Annotated in this window: 27 protein-coding genes and 1 pseudogene; 8 read left to right on the top strand and 20 right to left on the bottom strand. The window is 64.5% G+C overall.

What is annotated here, in order from left to right; translation table 11 throughout:
- The first annotated feature begins 54 nt into the window (after nt 1–54).
- On the top strand, nt 55–696 hold the full coding sequence (locus tag QDT69_RS31290) for a glutathione S-transferase (protein WP_279710317.1): 642 nt from the start codon (nt 55–57) through the stop codon (nt 694–696).
- Between the two features lie 7 nt (nt 697–703).
- Nucleotides 704–1,219 carry a DUF1697 domain-containing protein gene (locus QDT69_RS31285; protein WP_279710316.1) on the top strand — a complete coding sequence of 172 codons (516 nt, stop codon included), beginning with the start codon at nt 704–706 and terminating at the stop codon, nt 1,217–1,219.
- A gap of 152 nt (nt 1,220–1,371) precedes the next feature.
- Here QDT69_RS31285 and QDT69_RS31280 read toward each other — a convergent pair whose 3' ends face one another.
- From QDT69_RS31280 to QDT69_RS31220, 13 genes and pseudogenes are all read right to left on the bottom strand, one after another.
- Nucleotides 1,372–2,610, bottom strand: coding sequence for a threonine ammonia-lyase (locus QDT69_RS31280; RefSeq protein ID WP_279710315.1), 1,239 nt, complete (start codon nt 2,608–2,610; stop codon nt 1,372–1,374).
- 403 nt (nt 2,611–3,013) lie between these two features.
- Nucleotides 3,014–3,169: a response regulator gene (locus QDT69_RS31275; RefSeq protein ID WP_224943765.1), complete on the bottom strand. Its 156-nt coding sequence runs from the start codon at nt 3,167–3,169 to the stop codon at nt 3,014–3,016.
- 54 nt (nt 3,170–3,223) lie between these two features.
- Complete coding sequence (locus tag QDT69_RS31270) at nt 3,224–3,634, bottom strand: aminoacyl-tRNA deacylase (RefSeq protein ID WP_279710314.1); 411 nt, start codon at nt 3,632–3,634, stop codon at nt 3,224–3,226.
- Nucleotides 3,635–3,758: 124 nt separating this feature from the next.
- Entirely contained in the window at nt 3,759–5,285 is a 1,527-nt protein-coding gene (gene bchE, locus QDT69_RS31265; RefSeq protein ID WP_279710313.1) for a magnesium-protoporphyrin IX monomethyl ester anaerobic oxidative cyclase, read from the bottom strand.
- Nucleotides 5,286–5,393: 108 nt separating this feature from the next.
- Nucleotides 5,394–6,134: a di-trans,poly-cis-decaprenylcistransferase gene (locus tag QDT69_RS31260; protein ID WP_279710312.1), complete on the bottom strand. Its 741-nt coding sequence runs from the start codon at nt 6,132–6,134 to the stop codon at nt 5,394–5,396.
- Nucleotides 6,135–6,164: 30 nt separating this feature from the next.
- Nucleotides 6,165–6,575 carry a transcriptional regulator gene (locus QDT69_RS31255; RefSeq protein ID WP_279710311.1) on the bottom strand — a complete coding sequence of 137 codons (411 nt, stop codon included), beginning with the start codon at nt 6,573–6,575 and terminating at the stop codon, nt 6,165–6,167.
- Nucleotides 6,562–7,179: a hypothetical protein gene (locus QDT69_RS31250; protein WP_279710310.1), complete on the bottom strand. Its 618-nt coding sequence runs from the start codon at nt 7,177–7,179 to the stop codon at nt 6,562–6,564. The genes QDT69_RS31255 and QDT69_RS31250 overlap by 14 nt, the downstream gene beginning before the upstream one ends.
- Before the next feature lie 129 nt (nt 7,180–7,308).
- Nucleotides 7,309–7,665 carry a DUF1428 domain-containing protein gene (locus QDT69_RS31245; protein ID WP_279710309.1) on the bottom strand — a complete coding sequence of 119 codons (357 nt, stop codon included), beginning with the start codon at nt 7,663–7,665 and terminating at the stop codon, nt 7,309–7,311.
- A 125-nt stretch (nt 7,666–7,790) separates the two neighbouring features.
- Nucleotides 7,791–8,528, bottom strand: coding sequence for a thioredoxin family protein (locus tag QDT69_RS31240; protein ID WP_279710308.1), 738 nt, complete (start codon nt 8,526–8,528; stop codon nt 7,791–7,793).
- 18 nt (nt 8,529–8,546) lie between these two features.
- A pseudogene (locus QDT69_RS31235) lies at nt 8,547–8,909 on the bottom strand (SRPBCC domain-containing protein); the annotation flags it as partial.
- Nucleotides 8,894–9,349 carry a metalloregulator ArsR/SmtB family transcription factor gene (locus tag QDT69_RS31230; protein WP_279710307.1) on the bottom strand — a complete coding sequence of 152 codons (456 nt, stop codon included), beginning with the start codon at nt 9,347–9,349 and terminating at the stop codon, nt 8,894–8,896. The pseudogene QDT69_RS31235 and the gene QDT69_RS31230, both read right to left, overlap by 16 nt.
- 133 nt (nt 9,350–9,482) lie before the next feature.
- The gene (locus QDT69_RS31225; protein WP_279710306.1) at nt 9,483–9,770 is read right to left on the bottom strand and encodes a DUF3551 domain-containing protein; all 288 of its coding nucleotides are present in this window, start codon (nt 9,768–9,770) and stop codon (nt 9,483–9,485) included.
- Nucleotides 9,771–9,933: 163 nt separating this feature from the next.
- On the bottom strand, nt 9,934–10,905 hold the full coding sequence (locus QDT69_RS31220) for a tripartite tricarboxylate transporter substrate binding protein (protein WP_279710305.1): 972 nt from the start codon (nt 10,903–10,905) through the stop codon (nt 9,934–9,936).
- Nucleotides 10,906–11,094: 189 nt separating this feature from the next.
- Here QDT69_RS31220 and QDT69_RS31215 point away from each other — a divergent pair, with 189 nt between their 5' ends.
- Together QDT69_RS31215 and QDT69_RS31210 are read left to right on the top strand one after the other, a co-directional pair.
- Entirely contained in the window at nt 11,095–11,514 is a 420-nt protein-coding gene (locus QDT69_RS31215) for a VOC family protein (protein ID WP_279710304.1), read from the top strand.
- Between the two features lie 190 nt (nt 11,515–11,704).
- Nucleotides 11,705–13,285: an AMP-binding protein gene (locus QDT69_RS31210; RefSeq protein WP_279710303.1), complete on the top strand. Its 1,581-nt coding sequence runs from the start codon at nt 11,705–11,707 to the stop codon at nt 13,283–13,285.
- A gap of 54 nt (nt 13,286–13,339) precedes the next feature.
- On the opposite strand, the gene QDT69_RS31205 is transcribed toward QDT69_RS31210, so the two are convergent.
- From QDT69_RS31205 to QDT69_RS31190, 4 genes are all read right to left on the bottom strand, one after another.
- The gene (locus QDT69_RS31205; RefSeq protein WP_279710302.1) at nt 13,340–14,629 is read right to left on the bottom strand and encodes a cytochrome P450; all 1,290 of its coding nucleotides are present in this window, start codon (nt 14,627–14,629) and stop codon (nt 13,340–13,342) included.
- A gap of 134 nt (nt 14,630–14,763) precedes the next feature.
- A complete protein-coding gene (locus QDT69_RS31200) occupies nt 14,764–15,861 on the bottom strand; it encodes an HD domain-containing phosphohydrolase (protein ID WP_279710301.1) in 1,098 nt (365 codons plus the stop codon).
- Nucleotides 15,862–16,160: 299 nt separating this feature from the next.
- On the bottom strand, nt 16,161–18,446 hold the full coding sequence (locus tag QDT69_RS31195) for a molybdopterin cofactor-binding domain-containing protein (protein ID WP_279710300.1): 2,286 nt from the start codon (nt 18,444–18,446) through the stop codon (nt 16,161–16,163).
- A complete protein-coding gene (locus QDT69_RS31190) occupies nt 18,443–18,934 on the bottom strand; it encodes a (2Fe-2S)-binding protein (RefSeq protein WP_050425001.1) in 492 nt (163 codons plus the stop codon). The genes QDT69_RS31195 and QDT69_RS31190 overlap by 4 nt, the downstream gene beginning before the upstream one ends.
- Nucleotides 18,935–19,222: 288 nt before the next feature.
- Here QDT69_RS31190 and QDT69_RS31185 point away from each other — a divergent pair, with 288 nt between their 5' ends.
- Genes QDT69_RS31185 through QDT69_RS31175 form a run of 3 tightly spaced genes read left to right on the top strand, consistent with a single transcriptional unit; the run spans nt 19,223 to nt 21,079 of the window.
- Nucleotides 19,223–20,011, top strand: coding sequence for an alpha/beta fold hydrolase (locus tag QDT69_RS31185; RefSeq protein WP_279710299.1), 789 nt, complete (start codon nt 19,223–19,225; stop codon nt 20,009–20,011).
- Nucleotides 20,008–20,349, top strand: coding sequence for a hypothetical protein (locus QDT69_RS31180; protein ID WP_279710298.1), 342 nt, complete (start codon nt 20,008–20,010; stop codon nt 20,347–20,349). Before QDT69_RS31185 ends, QDT69_RS31180 begins: the two co-directional genes overlap by 4 nt.
- Nucleotides 20,350–20,404: 55 nt before the next feature.
- On the top strand, nt 20,405–21,079 hold the full coding sequence (locus QDT69_RS31175; protein WP_279710297.1) for a dienelactone hydrolase family protein: 675 nt from the start codon (nt 20,405–20,407) through the stop codon (nt 21,077–21,079).
- Nucleotides 21,080–21,188: 109 nt separating this feature from the next.
- On the opposite strand, the gene QDT69_RS31170 is transcribed toward QDT69_RS31175, so the two are convergent.
- The 3 genes from QDT69_RS31170 to QDT69_RS31160 all read right to left on the bottom strand — a co-directional run bounded on the left by QDT69_RS31170 (nt 21,189) and on the right by QDT69_RS31160 (nt 23,171).
- Nucleotides 21,189–21,935 (bottom strand): polysaccharide export protein, encoded by a 747-nt coding sequence (locus tag QDT69_RS31170; protein ID WP_279710296.1) that lies wholly within the window; start codon nt 21,933–21,935, stop codon nt 21,189–21,191.
- A 128-nt stretch (nt 21,936–22,063) separates the two neighbouring features.
- The gene (gene msrA, locus QDT69_RS31165; protein ID WP_279710295.1) at nt 22,064–22,723 is read right to left on the bottom strand and encodes a peptide-methionine (S)-S-oxide reductase MsrA; all 660 of its coding nucleotides are present in this window, start codon (nt 22,721–22,723) and stop codon (nt 22,064–22,066) included.
- Between the two features lie 130 nt (nt 22,724–22,853).
- Complete coding sequence (locus QDT69_RS31160) at nt 22,854–23,171, bottom strand: hypothetical protein (RefSeq protein ID WP_223971711.1); 318 nt, start codon at nt 23,169–23,171, stop codon at nt 22,854–22,856.
- A gap of 372 nt (nt 23,172–23,543) precedes the next feature.
- Between QDT69_RS31160 and rpsT the strand changes: the two genes are divergently transcribed.
- Nucleotides 23,544–23,810 (top strand): 30S ribosomal protein S20, encoded by a 267-nt coding sequence (rpsT, locus tag QDT69_RS31155; RefSeq protein ID WP_021077661.1) that lies wholly within the window; start codon nt 23,544–23,546, stop codon nt 23,808–23,810.
- Nucleotides 23,811–23,897: the final 87 nt, after the last annotated feature.

The raw sequence follows: 23,897 nt of genomic DNA, 5'->3' as shown, positions 1-23,897 counted from the left end.
GATCGTTTCGGAAAACCGGTATCCGTTTTTCCGGATCATGCTTCAGGAGCGCGCATGCTCACCGTTCACCATCTCGGCAAGTCGCAATCGGAGCGGATCGTCTGGCTGTGCGAGGAGCTGGAGATCCCCTACGAACTGAAGTGCACCACGCGCGATCCGGTCACGATGCTGGCGCCGGCCGACTACAAGGCGCTGCATCCGATCGGTGCGGCGCCCGTCATCACCGACGGCGAGCTGGTGCTGGCCGAATCCGGCGCGGTTGTCGAATACATCGTCGCCAAATACGGCAATGGACGGCTGACCCTGCAGCCCGATCATCCTGACTTCGCCCAGTTCCTGTACTGGTTTCACTTCGCCAACGGCACGCTGCAGGCACAGATGGGCCGCAGCATGATCCTGCATCGGCTCAACCTCGCGGCCGACAATCCGATGCTTGTCGCGACCAAAGCGCGGGTCGACCGTTCGTTCGATCTGATCGAGGCGCGCGTGCGCGACGCCCGATATCTCGCGGGCGAGGCGTTCACGACGGCCGATATCATGATCGGCTTCTCGCTCACGACGATGCGTTATTTCCTGGCCTATGACCTCGGCCGCTGTCCCAACATCAAGAACTATCTCGGCCGCATCGCCGCGCGCCCGGCCTATCAGCGCGCGATGCAGAAGGGCGATCCCGGCATGACGCTGCTGCTGACGTGAGGCCGTGATGCCGCGTTACGTCGCTTTGTTGCGCGCGGTCAATGTCGGCGGCACCGGCAAGCTGCCGATGGCCGAATTGAAGGCGATGTGCATCGACGCCGGATTCGCCGACGTCGAGACCTACATCGCCAGCGGCAATGTCGTGTTCTCGTCCAAGCTCGGCGCGGCCAAGGTCAAGGCCGCGCTGGAGCAGCGGCTGCAGGCCTATGCCGGCAAGCCGGTCGGCGTTGCCGTCAGGAGCGCGGACGAGATCGCCGCTGTGCTGAAGGCCAATCCGTTTCCGAAAGCGGCGCCGAATTTTACGGTCGCGATCTTCCTCGACGAGCCGCCGCCCAAGGACGCGCTGAAGGACGTCAAGGGCCAGCAGGACGAGCAGATGCGGCTCGGCAAACGCGAGATCTATGTCGCCTATGGCAGCGGCATGGGCCGTTCGAAGCTGAAGATCCCCGCCGCCGCGAGCGGCACCGCGCGCAATCTCAACACCATCGCGAAGCTCGCCGAGCTGGCGGCGGGTGGCGGCTAGAGAAAACTCGTCCGGGCATCTCAGACCCGTCATCCTGAGGAGCGCGGAACGTGCGTCTCGAAGGATGCACGGCCCGGCTGGTGGCCGATTCATCCTTCGAGACGCCGCTTTCGCGGCTCCTCAGGATGACGGTTCAAGCGCGGTTTGCGTTGCTAACTCTCCCGCACCGCGAATCCCGCCGCGTTCAGCGCAGCCAGCACGTCCTCCAGATGGGCGCGGTCGCGGGTTTCGATCACGAGCTCGAGCAGCGTCGCCTTCGCCGGCAGATCGGAGAAGGTGCGCTGGTGCGAGACCTCGATGATGTTGGCGCCGGCATCGGCAAGCAGGATCGACACGGCCGCGAGCTGTCCGGGCCGGTCGACGATGTCGAGCGCCAGCTGCGTCAGGCGTCCTTCGCGCGCGAGCTCACGGGTCAGGACCGAGGCGATCAGCCTGGTGTCGATGTTGCCGCCGGTCAGCACGAGGCCGACCTTGCGGCCGGCAAAGCGCTCCGGCGCCGCGAGCACCGCCGCAAGGCCGGCGGCACCGGCGCCCTCGACTACCGTCTTCTCGATCGAGATCAGGGTCGCGACCGCGCGCTCGATCTGGTCCTCGCTGACGAGAACGATGTCGTCGACGAGGTCGCGCACGATCCTGGTGGTGATCTGCCCGGGCGCCTTGACCGCGATGCCCTCGGCCAGCGTGTCGCCACGCATCGGCAGCTGCTCGCCTTTGACGGCATTGTACATCGACGGATAGAGCTGGGCCTGCACGCCAATGATCTGCACCGACGGCTTGATCGCTTTCGCGGCCGTGGCGATGCCCGAGATCAGCCCGCCGCCGCCGATCGGTACCACCAGGATATCGAGCTCCGGCACCGCCTCGAGCATTTCGAGCGCGATCGTGCCCTGCCCGGCGATGATCAGCGGATCGTCATAGGGGTGGATCAGGATCAGGCCGCGCTCTGCGGCATGCGTGCCGACGAAGGCGAAGCATTCTTCCAGCGTCTGCCCGGTGATGATGACCTCGGCGCCGTGCCGCCTGGTGTTCTCGATCTTCACCATCGGCGTGCCGATCGGCATCACGATGGTGGCGGGGATGCCGAGCTGCTTCGCGTGATAGGCCACGCCCTGGGCATGGTTGCCGGCCGACATCGCGATCACCCCGCGCTTGCGCTCTTCGGCGGACAGCGCCCGGAGCCTGTTCAGCGCGCCGCGCTCCTTGAAGGTCGAGGTGAACTGCAGGTTCTCGAATTTGAGGAACAAGCGGCAGCCGCAGATCTCGCCGAGCGTGCGGCTCTCGTTGCACGCCGTAACCATGACCGAGTCCCTGATGGTTTCGGCGGCACGACGCACGTCGGCAAGCGTCACGTCAGCAGGTGTTGCGGCGGTGGTATCGGAAGGATGCGGCATCGGGTTTCGCTTTGGACCGTTTCATCAGACGGAACCTAAAGCATGATCCGGAAAAGTGCGAAGCGGTTTTCCGAAAAGATCATGCTTAAACACGACCCAAAGCGCCATCACGATTCAAGTCAATCTCATCGCGCTGGCCAGTTTCGGTGCCGAAGACGACCGCGCTATCGCGCGGTCAACACCCGTTGCTCCGGCCTGGCCGGCGCGGCCAGCTGGGCCTCATCGCATTTGGGGCATAGCAGCGCGGTCCGGAAATGCTTGTCGAGCACAATGGTCCGCGTCCTGCCGCACTGGCAGCGCATCGGCTTATCCATGGAAGATCGGCCCGGGTTCGAGATGCAAGGATAGTGTGCGCTTAGCTATCCCGGTCCGGTTAACCCAGTATGACTTGCCGTCGGAAAAATCAGAAGAACCCCGCACTCAGATCGAGGCCATAGCTTGCCCTGAGCACCGCGACGAACAGGACCGCAAAGCCGAACAGCAGGACATGCCGGGCGATGCTGCTCCGAAGCGAGTTGGCCGGAAATACCCGTGCGATCGATTGAGCCAATGCAGTCATTTGCGACCTCCAGAGCCACGTCCCGAAGGTAGGTCGCCGGCAACGCTGCGAGGTTCAACGCGGCTCGCGGGACGGCCGGCGGCGCTCTGACGCGCTGGGCTCCGCATCGCGTTGCGGCCGCGTCCTGTTCCTGAAGCGGTGACCGACCACGATCAACCTGCCCTCGGCGCGGACCGCGGCCTCGGCCACTGGCGCAGCCGGCAGATTGTCTTGCGTGACCGCTTCCAGCGCGCGCAGGAACTCACGTCCGGCCGGTGTGATCTCCCAGCCTTCGACGTCACGCAGCACATAGCCATTGCTGAAGATGTCGAGTTCGGGAACCCGCGACGCCAGGCGTTTGATCCGCGCATGCCAATCATCGCCGCTCGACGAAAGAATTGCGAGGTCGTGCTTGAGTGAATCGAGTGTGGCTCTGCCGCTGACGTGACTGGCCAATATTTTTAGAATCGCAACCTGTATGCTCAACTCGCCGCCTCGACCGCCACGGTTCTTTTTGTTCTGCGCAGTCGATCCGGAAATTATCGCGCTGACGACTCAGGCGTCCAGTCATCAGCGCCAGTTATCCAGAACCCGGCATGACGGTATCGATTTACGCTGCGCGCGGTGTGCCGACGCTGCGCTCGGGCCGCTGCGATGACATCGCTTCCTCCTCACTATCCTGCGGCTCACCCCAAAATTCCCGCACCGTCGGCCCGTTCTTCAGCCTGACGTCGCGCAGGAAGCCGATAATTTCGTGCGGCCAGACCCGGCGTCCCATCTGCGTGTACCAGCGCATCGCATGACGAAGTCCGGCGTCGCGATGAAACAGCACGCGCAGCAAAGCCTTCGGGCGGCATTGCAGCACCATCTCGGTGAATTTGAACCAGAGCAGCACGCGCCATGGCGGCATGTGCCGGGTCGCGAGCACCTGATGCTTGTAGTCCCAGAGCCGGCGATCGGTCTGAATGACCCGCCGCTCTGCCGCGAGACGGAAATACGGCGTCCAGCGATGCGGCGTGACGTAGAGCATCTGGATCTGATCCGGATCGTAGGACAACAACTGCCGCAGGCCGCGCCAATGATCGCGATCGGTCTCCTCCTCAAAGCCGACCACCCAGGTCGCCATCGACAGGATGCCGTGCCGGCGCATCGAGCGGATAGCCTCGCGATCGATCGTGGTGGTGGCGCCCTTGCGGATCAGCTCCAGCGTCTTCTCGTCGGTGTTCTCCATGCCGAGCAGGAAGCGCTGCCAGCCCGCCTTCTTGTAGAGATGCAGGATGTCGGCATCGCGGACGATATCGTCGGCGCGGGTCGAGCCGACCAGGATCAGATCGACATTCTCCGCGATCAGAGCCTCGAGGAAAGTGCGCCAGGCCTTCTTCGAGACGGTCGGATTCTCGTCGGCGAAATTGATCACCTTGACGCCTTGTTCGCGATGCAGCCGCGCCAGCTCCTTCGCAAAGCGCACGGGATCGCGGTGCCGCCATCGCGTCCAGAAGCCGCGCTGGCCGCAATAATTGCAGAGATGCGGACAGCCGCGCGAGAACTGCACGACGACGGCGCGCAGCCCGCCCCAATAGCTGTAGCGCGCGTGATCGATCAGCTCCCAGCCGACGCGATAGGCATCGAGGTCACGGATGACCGGCGCAGGCGGCGTGACGCGCGGCCCGTAGTCATCGCGGAAAGCGATGCCGTTGATGATGCGGAGATCGTCGCCGGCCTCCAGCGCGCGCATCAGGCGCCGCGCGGTCTCTTCGCCTTCGCCGCGCACGATCGCGGTGACGAAGCGTTCCTCGCGCAGGATCTCGCGCCAATGATAGGTCGGAAACACCCCGCCATAGACGATCCGCACCTTGGGCGCGGCGTTGACAATGGCCTGCGCCACTTGCGCGATGACCGGATGGCCCGAGGTCGAGCCAGAATGGCCGAACAAGACGGCATCCGGCGAAAACCGCGATGCCTCCGCCACGATGGCTTCGAGCGGCATCGGCCCGAACTCGGCATCGAGCAGCCGAACGTGGTGTCCGTCGTCGATCAGCGGACCGCCGATCGACAGCAGGCCGAGCGGCGGCAGATGGTCGTCGGGGATCCGGCTACCGATCGCCGGGTGCGGCACGTTGATGAGAAGAATGCGCATGGATGATCGCTCCCGCTTTGGTTGGCGTGATCGTTCGTCCCCGCATTTTGTGAGAGAGAACCCAGCCCCCCGGCCGGGCTTTTGGAACAGCTCGACGCGTGCCTCGTGCTAAAGGTTCGGCACCTGCGCCGGCGCGATCGCAGTTAGTCCGCCGAAGCGGCGCTCGCGGCGGTGGAACGAGGCGAGCGCGTCGGCGAGATCATCGGCATCGAATTCGGGCCACATCCGCTCGGTGAAGTGCAGCTCGGCATAGGCGCCCTCCCAGAGCAGAAAATCCGACAGCCGCTTCTCGCCCGAGGTGCGGATGATCAGATCGACGTCACGCAAGCCGGCTTGCCCGGTAATGAGATCGGCGAAGCTCTCGCGGCTCAGCTGGCCTGTACCGGCGGCGCGCGCCGCGGCGTTCAGGATCGCGTCGCGCGCCGAATAGTCGATCGCGATGCGCAGATGCAGCGTGGTGCCGTCACAGGTCTCAGCCTCGGCGCGGGTGATCGCGGCTGCGATACCGTCGGGCAGCCGGTCGCGGCGGCCGATCACGGTGAGGCGGACGCCATTGCGCACCAGGGCTGCGATCTCGTTGGCGAGATAGAACCGCAGCAGCGCCATCAGCGCCGTGACTTCGGCTTTCGGCCGGCGCCAGTTGTCGCTCGAGAATGCGTAGAGCGTCAGCGTGCCGACGCCCTGGTCCGGTGCGGCCTCGACGATGCGGCGGATCGCCTCGACGCCGGCCTCATGTCCGCGCAACCGCGACAGGCCGCGCCGCGTCGCCCAGCGGCCGTTGCCATCCATGATGATGCCGACATGCAGCCGGGCGACGGCTTCCGGCTTGAGCGCAACGTTGCTTTGCATCACAAAGTCTCCGGGCAAAAAATGGGATGGTCAAACCGGCTGGATACCAAGGCGCGCAGATGCGCCTTCGTCCTTGCCGGCGGTCTTTTCAGCCTTGTCGGCCGTGCCGGCGGCCTTGGCCGCGTCCCGGACCAGCTGCTCGAGCACGGCCAGATAATCGAGGAAACGGCGGCGCCCGCTCTTGGTCAGGCGGCACGTGGTGTGCGGGCGATTGCCTTCATAACCCTTGATGACGTCGACGAGGCCGGCCTCCTGCAGCACCTGCAGATGCCGGCTGAGATTGCCGTCGGTCAGGCCGCAGAGTTGCTTGAGGTCGGCGAAGGCGAGCCCCTTCGGATGCGCCATCAGCGAGGTCAATAGACCGAGCCGTGCCTTCTCGTGGATGACGCGGTCGAGGCCATCATAGGCGAATGGCGCGGTGGTCACGTCAGTCTTCGGCATCATGGCCTCCGGAAGCGAAATATAGCAGCGCTGCGAGCAGCAACTGGCCGATCGCGAATGGCAGCCCCATGGTCCAGGGCGACAGCGCATGGCTCTGGCTTGCGATCAAGAGCACCGTGAAGCCCGACAGGAAATACCAGGCGCCGCCGAGCGCGATCGTGCGCGGCAGCAGGCGGACCGAGGCAAACACGGCGAGGCTGACCAGCACCTGCCACAGACCGGGCAGCATCCACAGCGTCTCGGGCGCGAATTTCCATTGCAGGACCGCGAGCAACACGCCGGCGATAACGGCGGGAACGAACTGCTCGATCGCCTGCTGGACCATCGCGTCGGCGAGGCCGGAGTGATGCCGCCGCGAGCGCGCCTGCATCTCGATCCAGATCAGCACCGCCGACAGCAGCGCGGCCGCGGCCCAGCCGGCAAGGAAGGCGATCGGATGACCGGTGGGATCGTCGAGCCAGAGATATTGCGCAAGCGCGGTGATGAGCGCGATGCCGCTGGTGGCGGCGACCGTCGCCGGGCCGTAGCCGCGGAATGCGGTTCCCGCCGCAATCTGGCTGCGGATCGCGAGAATATCGGCCAAGGCCTTGTCGAGGTCGCGCATGATTTGCCCGCACTTTGTATTGCAAAGTATACGGGATCACCAAGTAAACGCAAGCCGCATCGCGCCGCCCGCCGAGCTTGATGTTTAACGGCCGGTTACTGCTGCGGATTGCGGCGAAACCGTGCCGCCTCAGACCTTCACCAGGCTTGTGAAGCCGCCATAGATCATGCGCTTGAGATCAAACGGCGCAGTCTTCGGATCCATCGACGCAAAGCGCGGATCCGCCATCACCTTGGCGTTGATCCTGTCGCGCTGGGCGCGCGACTTGTAGATGATCCAGGCGAACACGACGGTTTCGCCGGCCTTCAGCTTCACGCTCTGCGGAAACGACGTCAGCTTGCCCGGCTTGACGTCGTCGGCAACCCACTCGCGATAATCCAGCGCACCATGTTCGCGCCAGACCTTGCCGGCCATCTTCGAGAGCTTCGCATAGGCTTTGAGTTTCTTCTTCGGGACCGCGACGACGAAACCATCGACGTAAGGCATTGGAGGATTCCTGCTGCTTGGTTTCCCGTCATTGCGAGCGTCAGCGAAGCAATCCGTCTTTCCAGACGTTGAGAAGTGGATTGCTTCGTCGCTAACGCTCCTCGCGACATGCGACGCGCTACGCGTCAGCTGTGGCAACAGGGTGCCTGAACCGGTGCCGGTTGGTATTGGTCACGTAGCCGCACCCAATCCATCGGATAGGGCAAGCCCTCCTCGTGGCGGCCGAGCGGCGTCAGGTCGAGGTATTGATAGGCGGCATTCATCATGTCGAGGCCGCGGGCGAATGTGGAATAGGTGTGGAACACGGTGCCGGCGTCATCGCGATAGAACACGCTGATGCCGGGCAATTCGGGCCCGTAGAGCGGGGTCGTTCCATAATTGTATTGCGCGTTCCCGGCGTCGATCTGCTCGGGGGTGAACGAGACCGCATAGTCGTAGTTGAAGTCATTCTCTCCCGACGAGACCCAGTCGAAGCTCCAGCCCATTCGCTGCTTGAAGGCCTCAAGCTTGGCCAGCGGTGCGCGCGAGATCGCGACCATCGTGGTGTCGCGCGCGGCCAGATGCGGAACCATGCGCTCGAAGCCGTCGACCCAAAACGAGCAACTCTTGCACGCCGCGTCCCACTCCGGCGCGAACATCACGTGCTGCACCACGAGCTGCGGCCGGCCCTTGAAAAGATCGCCGAGCGTCACCTTGCCGCCGGGCCCGTCGAACACATAGTCCTTGTCGACCTTCACCCACGGCAGTTCGCGGCGCTGCCGGCTCAGCGCTTCGCGGGCCTGAGTGAGTTGCTTCTCGCCGACCATCAGCGCCTTGCGGGCTGCGGTCCATTCTTCGCGCGAAACGATCTTGTGCTGAGACATGCGATGCTCCCTTGCGCTTCAGGCGTCGACATAATGTTGGAGATTGCCGAGGAATTCGGTCCAGCCGCGCTGGTGGTTGTCGCGCGCGGCCTCATCGACGAACTGCGCGTGATGGAAGGTGAGCAACGTGCCGCCGCCGTCGGGCTTGATCGACACCGTCACCTCGGAGACGCGCTCCGGCGTCGAATGCCAAGCCCAGCTGAATACCAGCCTCTCGTTCGGCACCACCTCACGATAGACGCCGCCGACCTCGTGATATTCACCGTTGCTGCCGGTGAACTTGATCCGGTAGCGGCCGCCGACGCGGACATCGAGCTCGGCCTGCGTCGTGCCGGGCTTGACCTGACCCGGACCGAACCACTGCACTAGGTTTTCCGGCTCGGTCCACGCGGCGTAGACTTTTTCCGGCCGGGCGCGGAGCCGCCGCGTGAGGGTGAGGCTTGGACGCGCGGCAAGGCCGGCGTCGGCGGCGACTGCGGACTTGTTTGCCATGGGTCTTCCTCCACAAAAGCGGCAAGGCGGTCGAGATTGTCGGACCAGAATTGCGCATAGCGATTGAGCCAGTTCATCGCCTGCTCCATCGGCCTCGCGGTGAGCCGGCACGCCACCGTGCGGCCGGTTTTCTCGCGCGCGACCAGGCCGGCGTCCGTGAGCACGTCGAGATGCTTCATGATCGCCGGCAACGACATCGCGAATGGCTGCGCCAGCTCGCTCACCGACAAGCTTTCCTGCTCGCCGAGCCGCGCCAGCAGCGCGCGGCGGGTGGGATCGGAAAGCGCCGCAAAGGTGCGGTCCAGCGTTTCGTCCTGATACTTAACCATGTGGTTTAGTATAAGGGCAAACGGCGCGGCGTCAAGCGCGCGTCTTCACGATCGCGCGACGACGGGCGCACCGTCACGACGAACGTCGGGGACGTCGCAGAGCCGCCTTGCGCGGCGCCGGTCCGGAAGTTTGCTAGTCGGGGTAGACCGTCCGGTGCCGGCGCTGATGGCGGCGCGGCGACGGCGGCGGGGGCTCGCTGAACAGAAAGCGCGGATTCTCTCCGCAAGCGAGAAAGCGCCCCGATACGCTCGCGAGGCACTGCTCGTAGGTTCGGTAGGCGCATTCGCCGGGATAGCCCAGGCTCGGCCCCTGCGCACACCACGGATAGTCAAAAGGATCGGCGGAAGCCGGCGTGATGCTCGCCACTCCGGCAAGCGTCATCGCTCCCAAGACAAGCATTGTCATTTGCGACGTGCGCATGATCCGCCTCCTCAGATGCCGCAGTTAAAGCGCGGCATCTCGGCTAGGGTTCCTGAAGGTCATTTTATTCCGCGTCAAGGCCCCGCGATGTGCCGCGCGGGATAGGCATCACCGCGCGGATCAGAGCTGTCCGCGCGGTTCAGCAACGCTGAACGTCCGAGGTCTACTCGACCTTGAGGCCCGCGAACTCGACCACCTTCTTCCACTTGTCGGTCTCGGCCTTGATGTCGTTGCCGAAGGCCTCCGGGGTCTGGATCAAGGAGTCGCCGCCGAGTTCGACCAGGCGCTTGCGCATGTCGGGTTCGGCGAGAACCGCGTTGATCTCGGTATTGAGCTTGGCGATCAGCTCCTTCGGCGTGTTCTTCGGCGCGCCCATGCCAAACAGCGCGCTCGCCTCATAGCCCTTCACGGTCTCGGCGATCGCCGGCACGTCAGGCAATTGCGAGGAGCGATCCGTCGTCGTCACGCCGAGCGCGCGCAGCGAACCGGAGCGGATGTGCTGGATGATCGAGGGCATGTTGTCGAAGATCACCTGCACCTGGCCGCCGAGCATGTCGGTGATCGCGGGCGCGGCGCCGCGATACGGCACATGCTGCATCTTGCAGCCGGTCATCGACATGAACATCTCGCCGGAGAGATGGACGGAGGTGCCGTTGCCGGAAGAGGCCATGTTCACCTTGCCGGGATTGGCCTTCACATATTCGATGAACTCGGCGACGCTCTTCGCCGGCACGTCCTTGTTGACGGTCATCACGTTCGGGACTCGGTTGAAGGACGCAACCGGCGCCACGTCGCGCACGAAGTTGAACTTCAAATTGGCGTACAGCGAGGCGTTGATGTAGTTCGCCGGATTGACCAGCAGCACGGTGTAGCCGTCCGGCTCGGCGTTGATCGCAGCCTCGGTGCCGATATTGTTGCCGGCGCCCGGCTTGTTCTCGATCACGAATTGCTGCCCGAGCTTCTCCGACAGCCGCTGCCCGGTCAGGCGCGCAATGATGTCGGTGGCGCCGCCCGGCGGATAACCCACGATCCAGCGCACCGGCCGCGCCGGATAGTCGGCTGCGGATGCGCGGCCGATCGCGAATGTCGAAATTCCCGACCCGATCAGGCCCAGCGCAGTGCGGCGTGAAAACATGAAGTCTCTCCCGATCCAGCAGGGTTTGGTGCCCTGCCCGTTTCTGTTGCGTTGCGTGCGGCGCGGTTTTAACAAACAATGTCAGATGCGACCAGTGCGACACGTGCGACACCGACCGCGACGAAAGACTAAGCTGCAACGCTGAGTTTTGGTTTCGCTCGAAGCGCTTTTGACCAAAGAGGATCGATCATGTCCGTCAAGGTGAATGGGCTCGACCATATCGTGATCAACGTCACCGATGTCGTGCGCTCGGTTGCCTGGTACAGCAGGATCCTCGGCATGGAGGTGAAGGTGTTCGACCCCGGCAAGGGCAAGACGCCGCGCACCTCGCTGGTGTTCGGCAATCAGAAGATCAACGTGCGGCCGCGCGATGCCGACAAGGTGGAATGGTTCACCGCCGATCATGAAGCAGCCGGCAGCGACGATCTCTGCTTCCTCACCTCGAGCACGCCCGAGCAGGTGGTCGCGCATCTGAAGGCCAACGGCGTGAAGATCGAGGAAGGCCCGGTGGCCAAGCAGGGCGCGCGCGGCACGCTGCGCTCGGTCTATTGCCGCGACCCCGACGGCAGCCTGATCGAGATCTCGTCGTACGAGGATGGCGCTAAGTAGCTTTCATCGCGAGGCTGCGAAGCGCGCCCGATCATCGGTGCCGAGAATAGATCCACCCTTTCCGCGCAGCGGAACGGATCGCTTTAGCGCAACATTGCTCTGCAAATCCTGATTTGCTCTCGGTGCATGCCGATGGCAGAACTGTTGCCAACCAAGATCAAGGGCGGCCGCCAAGGCTGCGGGAGGACATATGACCAGTTCAAATGCAGTGCCGGGCATCGTGGGACCGTTCGCGGGACTCGACGTGCCATGGCTGCTCAGGATGCGCGCCGAGGTGCGCCGCGATCATCCGTTCCTGATCTGGGCGCCGTTCGATGCGCCGGCGCGGCGCTGGAGCTACGGCGAATTCCATGAGCGGGTCGGCGCGCTCGCTGCGGGCCTCGCCAAACGCGGCATCAAGCAAGGCGACTATGTCCTGATCCATCTCGACAATTGCGTCGAGGCGATCATGTCGTGGTTCGCCTGCGTCGAGCTCGGCGCCATTGCGGTCACCACCAACACCCGCTCGGCTGCCGCCGAGATCGAGTATTTCGTCGGCCATTGCGGCGCAGTCGCCGCGATCACCCAGCCGGCCTATGCCGAACTAATCGCGGCCAACTGCAAGGGGCTGCGCTGGATCGCCGTGACCTCGCACGACGCCGGTCAGGCGCCGGCGCAAGCGCCCGCGCGCGGCGACAGCTTTGACGCGCTGTTCGCCGACAGCGCCGACCGGCCGCAGCGCCCGATCGATCCGCTCGCACCGTGCAGCGTGCAGTACACTTCCGGCACCACGTCGCGGCCGAAGGCGGTGCTGTGGACGCATGCCAACGCGCTGTGGGGCGCCAAGATCAACGCCGCGCATCAGGATCTGCACGCGAGCGACGTGCACCAGACCTATCTGCCGCTGTTCCACACCAACGCGCTGGCCTATTCGATGCTGGCGATCCTGTGGGTCGGCGGCACCTGCGTGATCCAGCCGCGCTTCTCGGCGAGCCGGTTCTGGCCGGTGGCGATCGAGCACGGCTCGACCTGGACCTCGACGATCCCGTTCTGCATGAAGGCGCTGCTGGAGCACGAAGTGCCGAAGCACCACAAGTTCCGGCTCTGGGGCACTGCCGTGAACGAGCCGCCGGCCTTCGCCGTATTCGGCATCAAGATCATCGGTTGGTGGGGCATGACCGAGACCATCACTCACGGCATCATCGGCGAGGTCGACCAGCCCAACCCCCCGATGTCGATCGGCCGCGCCGCGCCGGAATACGAAATCCGCATCACCAACGATGATGGCACACCGACCGGCGTCGGCGAGACCGGCAATCTCCTGATCAAGGGCGTTCCCGGCCTGTCGCTGTTCGCCGAATATCTGCACAACGAGAAAGCCACGCGCGAGAGTTTTGACGAGCACGGCTATTTCATCACCGGCGACCGCGTCACGATGCTGGAGCGCGGCTATATCAAGTTCGGCGACCGCTCCAAGGACATGCTGAAGGTCGGCGGCGAGAATGTCGCCGCCTCCGAGATCGAGCAGGTGATTGCGGTGGTGCCGGGCGTGCGCGAGGCTGCCGTGGTCGCGAAGAAGCATCCGATGCTGGACGAGGTGCCGGTCGTCTTCATCATCCCGCAAACCGGCGTCGCGGCCTTGCCGGCGGACCTGCACGACAAGGTCATGACCGCCTGCCGCTCCGCGCTCGCCGACTTCAAGGTGCCGCGCGAGATCCGCTTCGTCGACGAGATGCCGCGGTCGACGCTGGAGAAGGTCGCGAAGGCGGAGCTGAGAAAGATGCTGGAATAAGACCCCGCCCTGTCATTGCGAGGAGCGGAGCGACGAAGCAATGACAATGATCTCTCAATTCACCTCGAACCGGATCGGCAGCTTCTTCGGGCCATTCACAAAATAGGCCTGCGTCATCTTCACCTCGCCGTCGAGCGACAGCGATTTCAGGTGCGGCAGCAGCACCTCGAACAGGATGCGCATCTCGAGCTTGGCGAGATACTGGCCGAGGCAGAGATGCGCGCCATAACCGAACGCGACGTGGCGATTGGGCTTGCGGTCGCTGCGGAAGCGATCGGGCTCCTCGAACACCTCCTCGTCGCGATTGCCCGAGGCGTAGCACAGCATCAGCCAATCGCCCTTGGCGATCTTGCGGCCGCCAAGCTCGGTGTCGGCGGTGGCCGAGCGCATGAAATGCTTGACCGGCGTCATCCAGCGGATCGACTCGTCGACCAGGCCCGGGATCAATTCCGGGTTGGCCTTCACCTTGGCGAATTCCGCGGGATCCCTGGCAAGCGCCCAGATCGCGCCCGCGGTCGAGGATGAGGTGGTGTCGTGGCCGGCGGTGGCGACGATCATGTAGTAGCTGGTCTGATCGTGCTCCGGCATGTAGTCGCCGCCGATCTTCGCATTGGCGATGACGGTGGCGAGATCGTCGCGCGGGTTCTGGCGGCGATCCTCGGTGATCTTGCGGAAGTAGGCGGAGAAGTCGGCGATGATCGCCTGCAGCATCACCGAGACCTGCTCCGCGCTGAGCGCGTCGCGGACGCGTGCCGTGTCGGGATCCTGCGGGCCGAACAGCTCCTGCGTCAGCTTGAGCATGCGCGGCTCGTCCGCCTCGGGTACGCCGAGGATCTCCATGATGACGTGCAGGGGATAGCCGAGCGCGACGTCCTCGACGAAATCGCAGGCGCCGCCACGGTCGAGCATGCGCCGCACGGTCGAGCGCGCGATCTCGCGGACGCGGCCCTCGAACTTGCCGAGATTATTCGGCATGAACCAGCCCTGCGTCAGCGCGCGGTATTTCGGATGGTCGGGCGTGTCCATCTGCACCAGCGAGCGCACCAGATTGGGTCCGCCGGTGATCTTGCGAACGCGCTCCTCGAGCGCCCGGTTCGTCAGCGTGGTCGGCCGGTCGGCATTGTGGAACAGGTCGTTCTGCCGGCTGATCGCCTGGATATGCGCGTGCTTGGTCACCACCCAGAACGGATCGAACTTCTCCGGTCGCGCGATGCCGAGCGGATTGTTGGCGCGCAGCCAGCGGTAGCTGTTGTGAATGCGATCGTCGGCATAGGCGACGGGATCGACGAGGGTTGCCGCGATGTCGGCGGGGATTTCGATATCCCCGGTCGTTGCCGTGTCCATGTTCGTCCTCACCTGTCCCAGCATCGGTCGTGCCGATGATCCCCGAAATCTAGGCGGAGGCAAGGACAAAGGACTTGCGTTGATTGGCTAAAAGTCTCGCCGCACGCGCTATTGCGCGGCGTGACGGCGAGGGCTCAATAATGCCCGAACGCCACCGGGCGGAACGCCTGCAGCAATTGCTGGTCGAGCTTGCCGCCCATCTCCTCCATCATGGAGAACGCCTTGGCGTGGGTGAACTGCAGCCTGTAGGCACGCTTCTCGACCAGCGCGGCATAGACGTCGACGATCGTGGTGACGCGGACGATGTCGCTGATCTGGTTGCCGCTCAGACCGTTCGGATAGCCGGTGCCGTCGAGGAATTCGTGATGATGCAGGATCACGTCGAGCATTTCCGGCGGGAAGCCGCCCTGCGCCGACAGCGCCTCGTAGCCGCGGCGCGGATGCTCGCGCATCTCGGCCATCTCCTCGACCGTCAATGCGCCGGGCTTGTCGAGCAGCGCGACCGGAATGAAAGCCTTGCCGACATCGTGCAGCAACGCGGCGCGCGCGAGCCGGCGCTGGTCGTCCTCGCGCATGCCGAGATGCTGCGCGAATGCAACCGCAAAGCCGGTCACGAACAGGCAATGGCGATAGGTCTCCTGGTGATGGCAGCCGACCGTGGTCAGCCACTCGCGCAGCGAGTTGTGCTTGATCGCCTTGAGGATCTTGTTTTCGGCGGCAACGATGTCCTCGAACTTGAGCGGCTCGCCGGCGCGCATCCGCTCGAACATCTTGACCATCACGGCATGCGCGGCCTCGACGCCGCGGTTGAGCGCCTTGCCGCGATCGGTCTCGTCATAGCCGCTGTTGTCGGGAAATGCGGCGCGGATGCGCTGCAAGAGGCCGCGCGCATCGAACGGCCGCGAGATCGTGTCGGTGGCGCCGAGCGCCCAGGCCTGCATCGAGGCATGGTGCAGCGCATCCGCCAGCACGAACAGCCGCGGCATCTCGCGATAGGCGTCGGCCTGCAGCTTGGCGCGAACGATTTGCACGGCTTCAGGCGAGCGCAGGTTGATGTCGACGACGATACCGGAGAGATCGTGGGCCGGCTGCTCGGGAATATCCGACGTCAGAACGGTATCGACCTCGCCCACCGCACGCAGGATGCTGGCGAGTTCGTTGCTTTGATCGCTTCGATCTGACGCCAGCAGGAGACGGCGCTTCGAAGTCTGGTTATTGGCCAAGGCAGTCATGGAATCCCCGTCGCGGTAACGACCGATGCCGACGCTACCTGACGATGCGTTCCCTCCGGCTTAATGGGGATGCTGAACGGCGGTTAAGCGAAATGGATACAATTTGATGGATCGCGGATTCCGCCAGCAAGGCGGCGCGGAAATCAATCCGGACGCGGGCATCGCGGGCGGATGATGAATTTTTGCAGGTCAAAGATGCAGATGCCGCCATGACCTGCCGAGCCCATGACCTGCCGAACCCCGGGCACAAAAAAAGCCGGAGAGCGATCCGCTCTCCGGCGTTTCGTTGGTTCAAGCGGTTACGCCTTCATCGCAGCCTTGACGGCCTCCGCGGTGATCGGCAGGCCGCGGACACGTGCGCCGACCGCATTGAAGACGGCGTTGCCGATCGCCGGCGCCACCACCGTCACCGCGGGCTCGCCGACGCCTGTCGCCTTCTCGCCATTGGCGATGACGTTGACCGCGACTTCCGGCAGCTGGCTCATCCGAAGCGGCGTGTAGCTGTCGAAGTTGGTCTGCTCGATGCCGCCGTCCTTCAACGTCGCCTTCTCGAACAGCGCCAGTGACATGCCCCACAGCGCCGCGCCCTCGACCTGGGCCCGGATGCCGTCGGGATTCACCTGCGTACCAACGTCGGTCGCAACCGTCAGCTTCTTCACCGTCACCTCGCCCGAGGGGGCGACCGCGACGTGGGCGACGCAAGCGGTCCAGCTCGCCGTGGCGCGCTCCTGCGACGACACGCAGGCAACGCCCATGCCTTCGCCCTTGGGCAGCTTCTTGGTGCCGTAACCGGCGAGACCCATCGCCGCGAGCAAGGTGTTACGGAGACGCTGCGCGCCGCCGTCGTTCTTGCCCTTGCCGTCGAGCAGCTCGACCCGAAGCAGGGCCGGATCCTTGCCGGTCGCATGGGCGATCTCGTCGACCATGCTTTCGACCGCCCAGAACGTCCAGCCCGGCGCCACCGAGCGGAGCTGACCGGACGGGGTGGCGTTGTGCGCCATCTCGTTCTTGATCGCCCGCACATAGTGGTTGGGTACGGTGTAGAAGAAGTCCGAGCCGTTGACGGTGAACGCGTCGAGCGGCCCCTTCTTGTCGACCGAGGGCGACAGGAAGTCGGGGATGCCCCAACGCTGGGTCGGCCAGGCAGAGACGACATCGTGGCTCAATGCGACGAGTTTGCCGTCGCCGTCCACGCCGGCCTTCACCTTCTGGTAGGTCAGCGGACGCGAGAAATCCATCGTCATGTCGTTCTCGCGCGTGTAGATGACCTTGACCGGCTTGCCGACGGCCTTGGCCGCCTGCACCGCCGGCACCATCATGTCGGCGTCGAGACGCCGGCCGAAGCCGCCGCCCAGCCACATCTGGTGCATCACCACGAACTTCGGATCGATCCCCGCAGCGCCGGCCGCGATCGCACCGGAGCGCGTCGCGAACTGGTTGCCGGAATAGATGTGCAGGATGTCGCCCTTGAACTCCGCGGTGGCGTTCATCGGCTCCATCGGGGCGTGGATGTTGATGTTGGTGGTGTATTCCGCCTCCAGCACCTTGGCCGCCGTGCCGAAGGCCGCATTCGGATCGCCGTCCTTGACGAAGAACTGGCCGGAATCGCTCAGACCCTGCAGCCGCTTGGCTTCGGTGAGCAGCGATTCGCTGGACAGCTTGGCGTTCGGGCCGCCATCGTAATCGATCTTCAGCGCCGCCGCCGCCTTCTTGGCGTTGGCATAAGTGTTGGCGACCGCGACGACCCAGCCGGTGGTGGTCGTGGTCTTGTCGTCCAGCGTGACGGCCTTGATGAAGCCCGGCACCTTCTTGGCCGCGGCGTCGTCCACCGACTTCACGGTGGCGCCGTAGCGGACCGGCGGGGTGACCAGCGCGCCGTAGACCATGCCCGGCAGCATCACGTCGATGCCGTATTTGGCCGTACCGTTTACCTTCAACGGAATGTCGAGCTGCGGCACCGAGACGCCGATCATGGTGTACTGATCCGGCGACTTCAGCTTGATCGCCTTCAGGTCGTCCGCCGTGAAGGTCTTGGTCGCCTTGCCGCTCTTCACCACTTCGGCGAACGACATCGACTTCTTCGACTTCGGATGGCTGATCTTGGAATCGCGCACCACCAGCTCGCCGGCGGGCACGCCCATCGAGGCTGCCGCCGCCTCGGTCAATGCGATGCGGCCGGCAGCGCCGGCGCGGCTCATGGCGTCGAAGTTCATCATCGTCGACCAGCTGCCGCCGGTGATCTGCGCGCCCAGCACGGGATCGTTGAACTTCGGATCGTTGGATGCGAGCTGGACCCGCATGTCCTTCCAGTTCGCGCCGAGCTCTTCAGCCACGATCTGCGCCATCGTCGAGGCGACGTGCTGGCCCATGTCGGCCTTGCCGCAGGTCACGGTGACGAGACCATCGGGCGCGATCGCGTACCAGACGCTCGGTTCGAAGTTGGCAGGTGCGGGCGCCGCGAGTACCTGGTCGATGCCGGACCCGGCATAGCCGAGCACGAGACCGGTTGCAGCGGTGCCGACCATGAAGGAACGGCGGCTGAGGTCGGTCGTCTCGGGCGTGAGGTTTTTCACGTGCTTGTTCATGTGGCCCTCCGCTCGGATCCGGTGGCCGATGCGGTGCGCATGTCGGACGCAGCGCGCATGATCGCCTTCTGGATACGTGAATAGGTCATGCAACGGCAGAGATTGCCGTCCATATGCGCGACCACTTCTTCCTTGGTCGGGTTGGTGTTCTTCGAAAGCAGCGCCGCCGCCTGCATGATCTGGCCGGACTGGCAGTAGCCGCATTGCGGCACCTGCTCGGCGACCCAAGCCTTCTGCAAGGGATGTTCGCCCTTGGCGGAGAGGCCTTCGATGGTGGTGATCTTCTTGCCGACGGCGTCGGCGAGCGAGGTCTGGCAGGACCGCACCGCTTCGCCGTTGAGGTGAACTGTGCAGGCGCCGCACAGACCGGCGCCGCACCCAAATTTGGTGCCCGTCATCTGCAATTGCTCGCGGATGACCCAAAGCAGCGGCGTGTCATTGGCCGCCTCGACGGACATATTCCGTCCGTTGATATTGAGATTTGGCATCTCTCTCCCCTTCCGGTGTAGGAAGCCGCTTACGGCGGCAACTCACTGTTGGGTCTTGGCTGGCGCCCACCGGGTAAGCGAACAGTTGCCGAAACAATGATCCGGTTCCCGGCTGGAGGCAATCCAATTTGGAATTGCTCGAAAAGAATAAATCTCGGAAACTGGCAGTTGTGCGATGCGGTAACAGCATGAAGCTTTTGAAATGCCAGTATTGATGCCGTATCGATCACTCCTACCAAGGTCGGTAGCGCTGCCAGACCTCGCATCGACAACAGAAGGAGCCCGTCAATGGCCAAGCTCAACCGCAGCGGCGTCGATATCTATTATGAGATTCACGGCAGCGGCCCGCCTTTGATCCTCACCCACGGCTATTCGTCGACCTCTGCAATGTGGCAGGGCCAGATCGAGGCGCTGTCGAAGCGGCACAAACTGATCCTGTGGGACATGCGCGGGCACGGCCAGTCCGACTATCCCGACAATCCCGATGCCTATAGCGAAGCACAGACGGTCGGCGACATCGCCGCCCTGCTCGACGCCGCCGGCGCCGAAACGGCTGTTGTCGGCGGCCTGTCGCTTGGCGGCTACATGTCGCTCGCCTTCCATCGCGCGCACCCTGCGCGGGTGCGTGCGCTGCTGATCATCGACACCGGCCCGGGATTCAAGAAGGACGATGCCCGCGAGGTCTGGAACAAGCGCGCCCGCGACACCGGCGACCGCTTCGATCGCGAAGGGCTCGACGTGCTGAAGTCCTTGAGCGCCGAGCGCGCATCGGTCACCCACCGCAACGCCAAGGGCCTCGCGCTCGCCGCGCGCGGCATGCTGGCACAGCGCGATGCCCGGGTGATCGAGTCACTGCCTGATATCAAGGTGCCGTCGCTGGTTGTGGTCGGCGCCGACGACACGCCGTTCCTGGCGGCGTCCGACTACATGGCGGCAAAGATCCCGGGCGCGCAGAAGGCGGTGATCCCCAACGCAGGCCATGCCGTCAACATCGACCAGCCGCAGGCCTTCATCGATGCCGTGCTGCCGTTCCTCGACGGTCTCGCGGCGAACGCGCCCGGAAAGGCCGTCTCATGAAGACGATCGTCGTGGCTCTGTTGCTGACGGCGGCCGCGACCGACGCGAACGCCCAGAAGGCACGGCTGTTCGCCGACCCGGCCACGCCGACCTTCACCGCGACGCTGTCCAACCACACGCCGCTGGTGTTCGGTATGGGCGTCGCGGACGCGCAACGCGCGCTCGGCACACCCCTCACCTATGTCCGCGGGCGGCCCGGCAACGAGATCTTCCTGACCTTCCGCGACCTCGGCGGCAGCGGGCTGTTCCCGCACCATGACCGTCTCTTCCTGCAATTCCGCAAGCACCGGCTGACCGGCTGGAAGGCCGACTGGGGCGAGAACTGGATGTGGCGCTAACCTCTCGAACCAGCCACCGACATCTTCATGCAACCCCCAACGACAAGGATGGACCATGGGACAAGACATCAGACTGAAGGCTTCGGACGGATTTGAGCTCGGCGCCTATCGCGCCGATCCCACCAGTGCGCCGAAGGGCGCTGTGGTCGTGATCCAGGAGATATTTGGCGTCAACCACCACATCCGCGCGGTCTGCGACCGGCTGGCGAAGGAGGGCTATGTCGCGATTGCGCCCTCGATCTTCGACCGCATCACGCCGAACTTCCAGAGCGGCTACTCACCCGATGAAGTCGCCGAGGCGCGAAAGTTCGTCGCCAACCCCGACTTTCCCGCGATGCTGCGTGACAGCCAGGCGGCGATCGACGCGGTGAAATCCGTCGGGCCGGTCGGCATCATCGGCTTCTGCCTTGGCGGCAGCATCGCCTATGCGGCCGCCACCAAGCTGACCGGGCTCTCGGCCGCGATCGGCTATTACGGCGGCGCTATCATCCGCTTCGCCGACGACAAGCCGGACGTGCCGACGCAGCTGCATTTCGGCGAGAAGGATGCCGGCATTCCCTTAAGCGACGTCGAGACCATCAAGTCGAAGCGGCCCGAGGTCGAGGTCTTCATCTATCCCGGCGCGCAGCACGGCTTCCATTGCGACGAGCGCGCCAGCTACGACAAGCCGAGCGCCGACATCGCCTGGCCGCGCAGCATGGAATTTTTCGGGAAGCATTTGAAGAAGTGACGCTGCAAACGTCATTCCGGGATGGTGCGCAAGCACCAGACCCGGAATCTCGAGATTCCGGGTTCGATGCTGCGCATCGCCCCGGAATGACGAAGGACGCAGTCCTTCGTCAGAACCAGCGCTCGCCGACGAACACCGTATCACCCGGGCTCATCGGCGTGCCCAGCGGCACCACGAAGCGGCCGGCGCCGGACGCGTCGGTGTGGGTCAGCGTCACGCTGTCGCGCTTGGCCCGCGGCGAGAAACCGCCGGCGATCGCGACCGCGCTCTCGACGGTCATGTTCGGCACATAGGGATATTGGCCGGGGGCCTGGACTTCGCCGAGGATGAAGAACGGCCGGTAGGATTCGATCTCGACCGCCACCGAAGGCTCGCGGATGAAGCCGTTGCGCAGCCGCGCCGAGATTTCACCGGCGAGCCCGGCCGGTGTGCGGCCACGCGCCGGCACCGAGCCGATCAACGGCATGGTGATCGCGCCCGCAGCGTCGATCGCGTAGGAGTTGGTCAGGCCTTCCTGGCCATAGACCACGACGCGGAGCTTGTCGCCCGGGCCGAGATGATAGGAGTTGTCGTAACCGGCGGGCCCACCCGGGGCGGCGGCATAGACGACCGGGGCGGCGACCGGCGCGGCATAGCCATATCCAGGGGAAGCGCTGGCGAAGGCGGAACGCAATGCGCTGATGGCACCGCCGCCTCCCTCGGCAACCGGAGCAGGCGCGTAGGCCGGACCATAGGTGACGGCATCGACGCCTTGCGGGCCGACCGCGACGGGACCCGACGTGCTCATGCAGCCAGACAGCGCGAGCGCAGCCACAACGGCAGTGATCGGCAATCGTAACGCGCGTGCAACCGGCACCGGACCTATCCCTCAACGGCGAGACAGGCCCAGTCTTGCACCACTTATGGTTAACAAAGAGTTTGCGCGGCCCGAGTGGGGAGCCGGAAGGCCCGCCTCCCCATCGATTTAACGCAAGGCCGATGCGATCAGGCGGCTGTGACGCCGACGCCGATCGGGCACGACACGCCGGTGCCGCCGAGCCCGCAATAGCCCGCCGGATTCTTGGCGAGGTATTGCTGATGGTAGTCCTCGGCGAAATAGAACTCGCCTGACGGTGCGATCTCCGTCGTGATCGCGCCGAGCCCCTTGGCGGCGAGCGCCTTCTGATACACCGCCTGCGACGCATCGGCTGCTTTGCGCTGCGCGTCGCTGAACGTGTAGATGGCGGAACGATACTGCGTGCCGATGTCGTTGCCCTGGCGCATGCCCTGCGTCGGGTTGTGGTTCTCCCAGAACGTCTTCAGCAGCTTCTCGTAGGGAATCTTCTTTGGGTCGAACACGACCAGCACGACTTCGGTATGGCCGGTGCGCCCCGAGCACACCTCTTCATAGGTCGGGTTCGGCGTGTGGCCGCCGGCGTAGCCGACCGCAGTGGTGTAGATCCCGTCGCCGAGTTCCCAGAACTTGCGTTCCGCGCCCCAGAAGCAGCCGAGCCCGAACACCGCCTGCTCGAGGCCCTGCGGATAGGGCGGCGTCAATTTACTGCCATTGACGAAATGCGTGGTCGCAGTCGGGATCGGCGTCGCGCGGCCCGGCAGCGCCTCGGCGGCGCTTGGCAACGCGGTGGTCTTGCGCATGAACAACATGGATACCTCCAGGCGGGACATCGGCCGACGCGGGCTGCGGCCTGCGGGCCGGCTGTCACCTATATATGTCCTTACGCAGATGATGGCAGCCCCGTTACTGATGGCTGCGGCCACCAGGGCTGCAGCGAGCTCAGTCGCGTGCGTAACCGATCAGCGGCTTGCGCGGCCGGAACAGGATCATCAGGAGGATGCCGGCAATGCCGAGCACCGCGAACACCGGCTGCTCCAGGAGCACGCGGATCACATCGTTCCAGAGCCAGGGCGCGAAGCGGTCCACCCAGGCATGGAACGCCTGCTGGCTCGACTGGTGGATATCGTTCCAGAACTGGCCGAATTGGGTGAACCGCAGGCTCTGGTCGGCGACGTAGCGGGCCCCGTCATAGACCATGAAGATGAAGCTGCCAGCGAGCAGCAAAAGGCCGATCAGACGGAAAAAGCCGCGGATCATGCGTCACCCAAACTCCCTGTCGCGCCCCACGCGTCGTCAGGCCTTACCGGGCGCCCCCCGGAAATTCAACCTCTTCAGCGGCTTATCCGGCCCCTGGAGGCCGATTTCAGGCCCTTTTTCGGTCCCGAAAGCGTTGACGCTATCGCCTGCGCCATCTATAAGACCGGCCGATGGCGGCGGGCGCAATCCTGCCGCCGCTGTTCTTTGGACAGTGCCGCATGCGGGGGCAGCAGTTTTGCGCTCTTCGTATGGCCGCCTCAAGGACACCCAAGTCAATACCTTGGACAAATACATCAGAGTTGAGATTTGAACCGGCCGGTGCGCGCAAGCCCGACCACTGAGCGATCACCGCCGAAGGACAGTTAGAGAACCATGGCCAACACCACCTCCGCCAAGAAGGCGACCCGCAAGATTGCCCGCCGCACCATCGTCAACAAGTCGCGTCGCACCCAGATGCGTGGCGCGGTGCGCACCGTCGAGGAAGCGATCAAGAGCGGCGACCGCGAGGCGGCACTCAAGGCGATGCGCAAGGCCGAGCCCGAGCTGATGAAGGCAGCGCAGCGCAACATCATTCACAAGAACCTCGCGAGCCGGAAGGTGTCGCGCCTCACGCAGAGCATCGCCAAGCTCGCGAAGTAACAAGCCGGCCGGCGTGCCGGCCAATCGAGCTGACTGAAGAACACATTTGTCACGAAGCCCGGCTCGCGCCGGGCTTTTTGTTTTTGT

Origin of the sequence: Bradyrhizobium sp. CER78 (assembly GCF_029846235.1) — a bacterium.
Taxonomy (GTDB): Bacteria; Pseudomonadota; Alphaproteobacteria; order Rhizobiales; family Xanthobacteraceae; genus Bradyrhizobium.
Note: the sequence above shows the minus strand (reverse complement) of the source record. Positions and strands in the feature narration are given on the sequence as shown.

Coding starts and splice junctions, on each gene's coding strand:
- QDT69_RS31290 (WP_279710317.1), top strand. CDS start 55: ATGCTCACCGTTCACCATCTCGGCAAGTCGCAATCGGAGCGGATCGTC.
- QDT69_RS31285 (WP_279710316.1), top strand. CDS start 704: ATGCCGCGTTACGTCGCTTTGTTGCGCGCGGTCAATGTCGGCGGCACC.
- QDT69_RS31280 (WP_279710315.1), bottom strand. CDS start 2,610: ATGCCGCATCCTTCCGATACCACCGCCGCAACACCTGCTGACGTGACG.
- QDT69_RS31275 (WP_224943765.1), bottom strand. CDS start 3,169: ATGACTGCATTGGCTCAATCGATCGCACGGGTATTTCCGGCCAACTCG.
- bchE (WP_279710313.1), bottom strand. CDS start 5,285: ATGCGCATTCTTCTCATCAACGTGCCGCACCCGGCGATCGGTAGCCGG.
- QDT69_RS31260 (WP_279710312.1), bottom strand. CDS start 6,134: ATGCAAAGCAACGTTGCGCTCAAGCCGGAAGCCGTCGCCCGGCTGCAT.
- QDT69_RS31255 (WP_279710311.1), bottom strand. CDS start 6,575: ATGCCGAAGACTGACGTGACCACCGCGCCATTCGCCTATGATGGCCTC.
- QDT69_RS31250 (WP_279710310.1), bottom strand. CDS start 7,179: ATGCGCGACCTCGACAAGGCCTTGGCCGATATTCTCGCGATCCGCAGC.
- QDT69_RS31245 (WP_279710309.1), bottom strand. CDS start 7,665: ATGCCTTACGTCGATGGTTTCGTCGTCGCGGTCCCGAAGAAGAAACTC.
- QDT69_RS31240 (WP_279710308.1), bottom strand. CDS start 8,528: ATGTCTCAGCACAAGATCGTTTCGCGCGAAGAATGGACCGCAGCCCGC.
- QDT69_RS31230 (WP_279710307.1), bottom strand. CDS start 9,349: ATGGTTAAGTATCAGGACGAAACGCTGGACCGCACCTTTGCGGCGCTT.
- QDT69_RS31225 (WP_279710306.1), bottom strand. CDS start 9,770: ATGCGCACGTCGCAAATGACAATGCTTGTCTTGGGAGCGATGACGCTT.
- QDT69_RS31220 (WP_279710305.1), bottom strand. CDS start 10,905: ATGTTTTCACGCCGCACTGCGCTGGGCCTGATCGGGTCGGGAATTTCG.
- QDT69_RS31215 (WP_279710304.1), top strand. CDS start 11,095: ATGTCCGTCAAGGTGAATGGGCTCGACCATATCGTGATCAACGTCACC.
- QDT69_RS31210 (WP_279710303.1), top strand. CDS start 11,705: ATGACCAGTTCAAATGCAGTGCCGGGCATCGTGGGACCGTTCGCGGGA.
- QDT69_RS31205 (WP_279710302.1), bottom strand. CDS start 14,629: ATGGACACGGCAACGACCGGGGATATCGAAATCCCCGCCGACATCGCG.
- QDT69_RS31200 (WP_279710301.1), bottom strand. CDS start 15,861: ATGACTGCCTTGGCCAATAACCAGACTTCGAAGCGCCGTCTCCTGCTG.
- QDT69_RS31195 (WP_279710300.1), bottom strand. CDS start 18,446: ATGAACAAGCACGTGAAAAACCTCACGCCCGAGACGACCGACCTCAGC.
- QDT69_RS31190 (WP_050425001.1), bottom strand. CDS start 18,934: ATGCCAAATCTCAATATCAACGGACGGAATATGTCCGTCGAGGCGGCC.
- QDT69_RS31185 (WP_279710299.1), top strand. CDS start 19,223: ATGGCCAAGCTCAACCGCAGCGGCGTCGATATCTATTATGAGATTCAC.
- QDT69_RS31180 (WP_279710298.1), top strand. CDS start 20,008: ATGAAGACGATCGTCGTGGCTCTGTTGCTGACGGCGGCCGCGACCGAC.
- QDT69_RS31175 (WP_279710297.1), top strand. CDS start 20,405: ATGGGACAAGACATCAGACTGAAGGCTTCGGACGGATTTGAGCTCGGC.
- msrA (WP_279710295.1), bottom strand. CDS start 22,723: ATGTTGTTCATGCGCAAGACCACCGCGTTGCCAAGCGCCGCCGAGGCG.
- QDT69_RS31160 (WP_223971711.1), bottom strand. CDS start 23,171: ATGATCCGCGGCTTTTTCCGTCTGATCGGCCTTTTGCTGCTCGCTGGC.
- rpsT (WP_021077661.1), top strand. CDS start 23,544: ATGGCCAACACCACCTCCGCCAAGAAGGCGACCCGCAAGATTGCCCGC.